This window comes from Limnohabitans sp. DM1 (assembly GCF_001269385.1).
Taxonomy (GTDB): domain Bacteria; phylum Pseudomonadota; class Gammaproteobacteria; order Burkholderiales; family Burkholderiaceae_C; genus Limnohabitans_A.
In genome coordinates this window covers 34,765-40,896 of the sequence record NZ_CXOO01000013.1, presented here as the reverse complement: position 1 = coordinate 40,896, position 6,132 = coordinate 34,765, and the positions used below count along the sequence as shown (strand labels likewise).

The following is a 6,132-nucleotide window of genomic DNA, read 5'->3' as shown; positions in this document are numbered from 1 at the left end:
CACTGTTTTACGGTAGGTTCAGCGGGCTCTCTTCCGATCTATTCTTGGTGAAGTACGTGGGCACCCAGACTACCTCGTCCATTGCCAGTCCTACCAACCAGCGAAAGAGCATGTTGTACTGAATTTKCTCCMTGAGCATGCGCTCCGAGCGCACGCTGTAGAGCACCTGCAGCAGCATGGCGCGCAATAGCTTCTCGGGGGCAACGCTAGGGCGACCGCCTTTGATGTCAGCTTCATACATGTCCGCAAACAAGCCGTCCATGGCCACCAGTGCTTTATTGACCATCTCACGGATGGCTCGCAAAGGGTGTCCAGCAGGTACGAAATCATCCAGCCGTTTCATCAGAAACAAGCTCTCGGTAAAGGTGTCTGCGCCGCGCATGTCAAACTGTTTTTTTGTGATGCCTGAATTCTCGAACGCGCAGCTGAATTGACGCTTTCAGTGAGTCAGTATTTCAGCAGCCTGCTAGTGCCCGATAACACGCCACCGGCAGACCGCTTGAAGGCCAATTTCGCAGTCAGCCGAACCCGGTATGTTTTGGGTAAGGAGTTTGCTGCGCTCGACGCCTTGGGTATATCGGACATGATCTCCGGTGGAATTTCTTACCCCGTGGTTCGCTCTCAACAGACCAACCTTTATGCCAGCATGACCCTGCAGCGGAAAGAGTTGATGGATTTTTACCGCACGACTGAAACCAAACTCCAGAAATCCAGTACAGCTGGCGTTTTTGCCGTCAACTTTGATCTGCGCGATTCATTTGCAGGTGGCGGTCTGACTTATGGCGCGTTGACTTATACAGTGGGGAATATGAGTAATTTGAATGATTTCGCAAATACCGTCGGCGAGTTCAAGAAAACTTCTTTGGATTTGGTGCGCATTCAGTCCTTGTCACCACGTTTCAGTGCCTTTTTCAAATATTCGGGCCAGTTTACGAGGAAGAATCTGGACTCCTCGGAGGATCTTTTCCTCGGTGGGGCCAATGCTGTCCGCGCTTACCCTCAGGGTGAGGGGGCCGGCGATAGTGGCTACTTCACGCAAGTGGAATTGCGCTACACCGATGGTGCTTATTCGCCGTATGTGTTTTATGACAGCGGTCGAGTCAGCGTGTATGCCGAGCCTACTGACACTTTGCCTGCAGACGTTCGCAAGCTTGCCGGTGTGGGCTTGGGTCTGCGTTACAACCGGGATAAGTTCAGCTTGGATGTTTCGGCAGCCTGGCGCAAACAAGGTGGCAAGCCTGTGGCTGATATGTCCAGCGATCCTAAACCTCGGGTGACAGGTACAGCCGGATATCGCTTCTGAAGCTCAGGCGCGGCGGCCAACATGGGGGTGGCTGCACACCCCGGGGGGGGACTGACACACACCCAGGCGGTGCTGTTACGGTGAAGCTCCACAGTGATGGTGCAGGGCGTGCGCTTGGGCACTTTGTCAACCGAACATTGTGTGTGCTTCTGAAGCAACTGGCTTGCGTTGGAGCTGGCGATAGCGATTGGGCGGGGTGTTTTGCATCTGCGGACCTTACACGGTTGGCAGGTGTTGCACTTCACTTGTGTTTCCCACCGATTAGTTTTTCAGTTTTTGAATCCAAAATTATTGTTGCTTAATTCGTAAGCAAATTCCCCTTTGGTTACGGTCAGGGTGCAGTTGTCTGTGTTTCTGAATAATTCATCAAATTGGATTCTCTCCATTTGGGTATTCAGAATAATTTCATTGATCAATTGACTTCCAAAATTGGATTGATTTTGTTTGTTGAAGAAATCAATGATGTTCATTCGTGAATTGAATGCAAAGCCACCTGCGGGGTAATTCTTGATTTCTTTTGCACAATTGGATGCTGCGGCGGCATCAAGGGACATAGCCAATAAATAGTGTCTCGAAAAAACGTTGTAGAACAGAATGGCTTGTTCATTGCTGTACCGTGGTGCCGAAGGAAAGAATTTCGGCGCGGATGGGCCTTCAGTTCGAGCGTCTGATTGTCTGGCTGCAGGAACCATCTCTTGAGATGGGATGAGGGATGTACTTTGTGGTGATTTGGGCTGAGCAGCGTCTTGAAGTTGCGCAGGGGCAGGAGCAGGTGTCCCGGTTGTGTCTTGCGGCGGCTTGGCCGATCCCGGTGCCGGATTGACTTGAGCAGATTGGCCAGGTCGTAGCGCTGCCGGTGGTTCAGATTTTTCAACCGCCTCAGGTTCCGGTGGACTTGCTGCTTGTACCATCGACTTTGTCTGGATTTGCGCTGTTGCCGGTATGGGTGCAGTGGTGACGATGGGAACATCCGATTTTGCAATTTCGGTAATTTCCAGACCATTTTCAAGAACGGCGACTCTGACGATCAATTCTTCATCGATCATTTTCTGAATCAATTCAGGTGAGGCTTTCAGTATTCTGTTGGGTGATTTTATTTTTGATCGCTCTTTTATGGATGAGAATTTGCAATCTGCTTCATCCTCTGCATCTTTTTGGTTGAATCTGTAAAAGTTGGCTCGGTCTTGTAAAATAAATAATGCCAAAGTAACACGTGTGTTGCTGTTGAGCAGCGAAACGCCAGAGCTGTCGATTTTGTCTTTGGCTGATATTTTGGTCGTGTATGAGCAAATTTCCTGTGCATGCAAATTGAATGATTGGGAAATCAAGATGCTCAAGGCGATGAATGATTTTTTCATGAGTCCTGCCCTTCTTGTTTTTAAATATCTGAATAACTTATTTGCTTTTCATATTTTATCCAAAAATGCTGACTACGCACTGTTTTGATGCCGCTTCCACCGGCTCTTCGTCATTCCGTGTGGAACTTGACTTGAAAAATACAATGCAGCAACCGAGCCCGGTGGTGTTTGTTGGCAACAGGCGCAGTCGGCTGCTCACAAATCCTCATGGCGGATGTCCGTTCATCAACTGAAGATCCGTAAATGGCTATTGGAATCGAATCTTTGTTCACCAGTGCGCTGGGCTTGTCTGCCCCGTGGCGCGTTGAAAACGTCAACCTTGACACGGCCCGCCGTCGCATTGACTTTGATCTCACCTGTGATGCCAAGCGTCTGGCCTGCCCCGTGTGTGGCTTGCTCGATCAAGGCATTCATGACCGACAAAAACGCCAATGGCGGCACTTGGACTTCTTCCAATACGAAGCCTGGCTGCACGCCGAGGTGCCACGCGTGGCCTGCAGTGGCTGCGGCAAGACAACACAGGCACAGGTCCCCTGGGCGCGCGAGGGCAGTGGTTTCACTGCATTGTTTGAAGCGCTGGCTTTGTCTTTGTGCCGGGAGCTGCCCGTGCGCCAAGCCGCTGCACTGCTGCGCTGCACCGACAAACAGCTGTGGCGGCGCATTGAACACTACGTGGGAGCGGCCCGCACGCTCGACGATATGTCGGCGGTGCGCGTTATCGGCATCGATGAGACCAGCCTGCGCAAGGGTCAAAATTACATCACCGTGGTGCATGACCTTGACAAGAAGCGCCTGCTGTTTGCCTGTGAAGGAAGAGACCATCAAACGGTCGTCAACTTTGCGCAAGACCTTCAAGCGCACGGTGGCAAACCAGAGCAAGTCTCGCACGTTTGTCAGGACATGAGCGCAGCCTACGCCAAAGGGGTTGCGCAAGCCTTGACGCAAGCGCAAATCAGTTATGACCGGTTTCATGTGGTGGCGATGGCCAATGAGGCCATGGACGAGGTGCGACGCCACGAGACAAGCACCCAGCCCCAAGCGATCAAGGCTGCATTGGGTGACAACGACCGCAAATTGCTCAAGAGTCTGACCTGGGGCATGCGCCGCAATCCTGATGGCTGGAGCGTCAAGCAGACCAACGCCATGCACTGGCTGCAGCATTCCACCTTGAGGAGTGCCCGCGCGTGGCGGCTGAAGATGGCGCTGCGTACGGTTTATGCCAATGCGGCCAGGCACAACAACGCGACACAAGCCAAGTCTGAATTGAAGGCGTGGCTGAGTTGGGCCGCGCGCTGTCGTCTGGCACCCTTTAAGAAGTTGGCCAGCACATTAAAGCAGCGCTTGGACGCAGTGGTGCGGGGCATGCTGGACAACCGCAGCAATGCTTATGTGGAGGCCATGAATGGTTTGCTCCAACAGGCTAAACGCGCCGCGCGTGGCTTCAAAACTGCAAGCAACTTTATCGCCATTGCGTATTTGCGGATGTCCAAGCTCAAGCATCTGCCAAGCAACCCGCTGGAGCGGGCTGTGCCCAAATACAACGTGCTAATCCACCGCTGCCTTTGATGTCAAGTTCCACACTAAACGGCATAGAGCCGATCAAACTCGTATCGACAAAGACAGGGCTGTTGGTATGGTTGTATTTGAGCGCGTTTTCCAAAAGATGGGAGAAAAGAAATAGGAGCATTTCCTCATCCGCTTTAATGGACAAGACGCCCAAGCTCGTTTGAGCAAACCGCCGTTCAACGCGACTGCGCTTTGTTACCGTAAGGGCAGTGGTTGGGACGTGGCCCCACTTGCGGGTGCAGGCGGCAGGTGTTGGGACGCTTGTCATACACGGTGCAGCGGCGCGTCTTGGCATCGAGAAACTGGCAGTCGCCACTGGCGCGGCGTGCCAAACTGAAGATGCTGTTCTTGAAGTTGAAGTGCTCGATCAGCCCGGCTTTGGACAGGCGTTTGGCGATCTGTTTGGGGTCTTCGTGCTCGGCCTCAAACGGGTCCACCAATTCCAGACGCACCAGATCGGCCAGCTTGACCTCGACCGGCATGGTGCAGCAATTGGCCGCGCAGGTGTCGCACAAACCGTTTTTGTAACGGGTCCAGGTTTCACAACGGTCAACGTCGACAACGGCAATGGGGGATCTCATGGCGTGCTCAGACCGCAGAAAACTGCAAAGGCACCACGCGGTTCATGTCCACGTTTTGACGAGCGATCCAAAGATCATGGGCATCTTGCAGGCTCAACCAGCTTTCGGGCGTGCGGCCCAAAGCCTTGGACAGACGCAGCGCCATCTCGGGCGTGACCCGGCTGCTGCCCTTGAGTATGCGGCTTAAGGTAGACGGAGCCACATCGAGTTTTTCAGCCAATTCCCTGCCGGAAATGCCGTGCGGATCAAGGTAGACTTCCTGGATGAATTCACCAGGATGAGGGGGTGTGTGCATGGCCATCAGTGGTAGTCCTCGTAATCCAATATGTAGGCGTTGCCATCTTCAAACTCAAAGGTCAAGCGCCAATTGCCGTTGACGGTGATGGACCACCGCCCGCGCATCTCGCCTTTGAGTGAGTGCAAACGAAATCCCGGAATGTCCATGTCGTCGATGACTTGCGCGGTGTCCAGCGCTGCCAATTGCATGCGCAAGCGCTTGACATGGCTGGCTAGAACACCGGCCCCCTTGCCTGACTCAAACAGACTGCGCAAGCCTTTGTGTCGAAACGACTTGATCATGGCTGGACTTTAGCATGTTGCGCACCACGCAACGAATGAGGGCGAATCCACGCAACTGCTTCACGGCTTTCTGCAATCGTTTTCAGGCCGCTTGCGCCTGGCCCCAGTAATGAAAAGTCATGGGTCGCGGCCCTGCCAGATAGGCCGATTGCGTTTGGGCGGCAAAGCCCGCTTCTTGCAGCATGGCGGGAATGTCGCGCCCCAGCTGACAACCTCCGGCCAGCGGCCCCCAGAGGGGCTGCAAGCGCTCTTGCCAACGGCGCACACCCGAATCCGGTGCGCGGCCGTGCTCGCAAAAAAGCAGTTTTCCGCCCGGCACCAGCACCCGTCGCATCTCGCGCAGGGCCTGCGCCGCATCCGGAATGCTGCACAAGGTGTAAGTGCAGACCACGGTGTCAAAGCTGGCGTCTGCTGTGGGCAACTGCTCGGCCGACAGACCCATCAGCTCGACTGCGATGCCTGCCTTTTGGCTGCGCTTTTGGGCCAAGCGGTGCATCTGCATGGCCGGGTCTACACCCACCAGGCGGGTCACTCGGTTGCGGTCATAAAAAGGCAAATTGCGCCCGGTGCCCATGCCAATCTCCAGCACCCGGCCCTGCGCCTGGGGCACCAGCTGGCGGCGCTGCGCCTGCACCATGGGCAGGCCACAAGCGAAGTCGATCAGGTATGGCAAGACGTAGCGGTCATAAACATTCATGGCAACGGCCTCCTGCCGTGTTCACTCAACACCGAGAGCAAAGTTTTT

7 protein-coding genes and 1 pseudogene are annotated in these 6,132 nt (G+C 54.2%); 2 read left to right on the top strand and 6 right to left on the bottom strand.

Annotated elements, in window-relative coordinates; genetic code table 11:
- Positions 1-37: 37 nt before the first annotated feature.
- Positions 38-382: pseudogene (locus tag AMM33_RS04990) on the bottom strand (transposase); the annotation flags it as partial.
- A gap of 60 nt (positions 383-442) precedes the next feature.
- Between AMM33_RS04990 and AMM33_RS04985 the strand changes: the two are divergent.
- Positions 443-1,303 carry a ShlB/FhaC/HecB family hemolysin secretion/activation protein gene (locus tag AMM33_RS04985; RefSeq protein WP_194945248.1) on the top strand — a complete coding sequence of 287 codons (861 nt, stop codon included), beginning with the start codon at positions 443-445 and terminating at the stop codon, positions 1,301-1,303.
- A gap of 269 nt (positions 1,304-1,572) precedes the next feature.
- Here AMM33_RS04985 and AMM33_RS21775 read toward each other — a convergent pair whose 3' ends face one another.
- The gene (locus AMM33_RS21775) at positions 1,573-2,661 is read right to left on the bottom strand and encodes a flagellar biosynthesis protein FlhF (RefSeq protein WP_194945247.1); all 1,089 of its coding nucleotides are present in this window, start codon (positions 2,659-2,661) and stop codon (positions 1,573-1,575) included.
- Positions 2,662-2,904: 243 nt separating this feature from the next.
- On the opposite strand from AMM33_RS21775, the gene AMM33_RS04970 reads away from it, so the two are divergent.
- A complete protein-coding gene (locus tag AMM33_RS04970; RefSeq protein WP_090139281.1) occupies positions 2,905-4,227 on the top strand; it encodes an ISL3 family transposase in 1,323 nt (440 codons plus the stop codon).
- A 176-nt stretch (positions 4,228-4,403) separates the two neighbouring features.
- Here the strand turns inward: AMM33_RS04970 and AMM33_RS04965 are convergent, their stop codons facing one another.
- The 4 genes from AMM33_RS04965 to AMM33_RS04950 form a co-directional block, all read right to left on the bottom strand.
- A complete protein-coding gene (locus tag AMM33_RS04965) occupies positions 4,404-4,808 on the bottom strand; it encodes a YkgJ family cysteine cluster protein (protein WP_019430691.1) in 405 nt (134 codons plus the stop codon).
- Positions 4,809-4,815: 7 nt separating this feature from the next.
- Positions 4,816-5,103 carry a HigA family addiction module antitoxin gene (locus AMM33_RS04960; protein WP_228767968.1) on the bottom strand — a complete coding sequence of 96 codons (288 nt, stop codon included), beginning with the start codon at positions 5,101-5,103 and terminating at the stop codon, positions 4,816-4,818.
- Between the two features lie 5 nt (positions 5,104-5,108).
- Entirely contained in the window at positions 5,109-5,387 is a 279-nt protein-coding gene (locus tag AMM33_RS04955) for a type II toxin-antitoxin system RelE/ParE family toxin (protein ID WP_090139279.1), read from the bottom strand.
- An 82-nt stretch (positions 5,388-5,469) separates the two neighbouring features.
- On the bottom strand, positions 5,470-6,084 hold the full coding sequence (locus tag AMM33_RS04950; protein ID WP_090139278.1) for a class I SAM-dependent methyltransferase: 615 nt from the start codon (positions 6,082-6,084) through the stop codon (positions 5,470-5,472).
- Positions 6,085-6,132 lie beyond the last annotated feature (48 nt).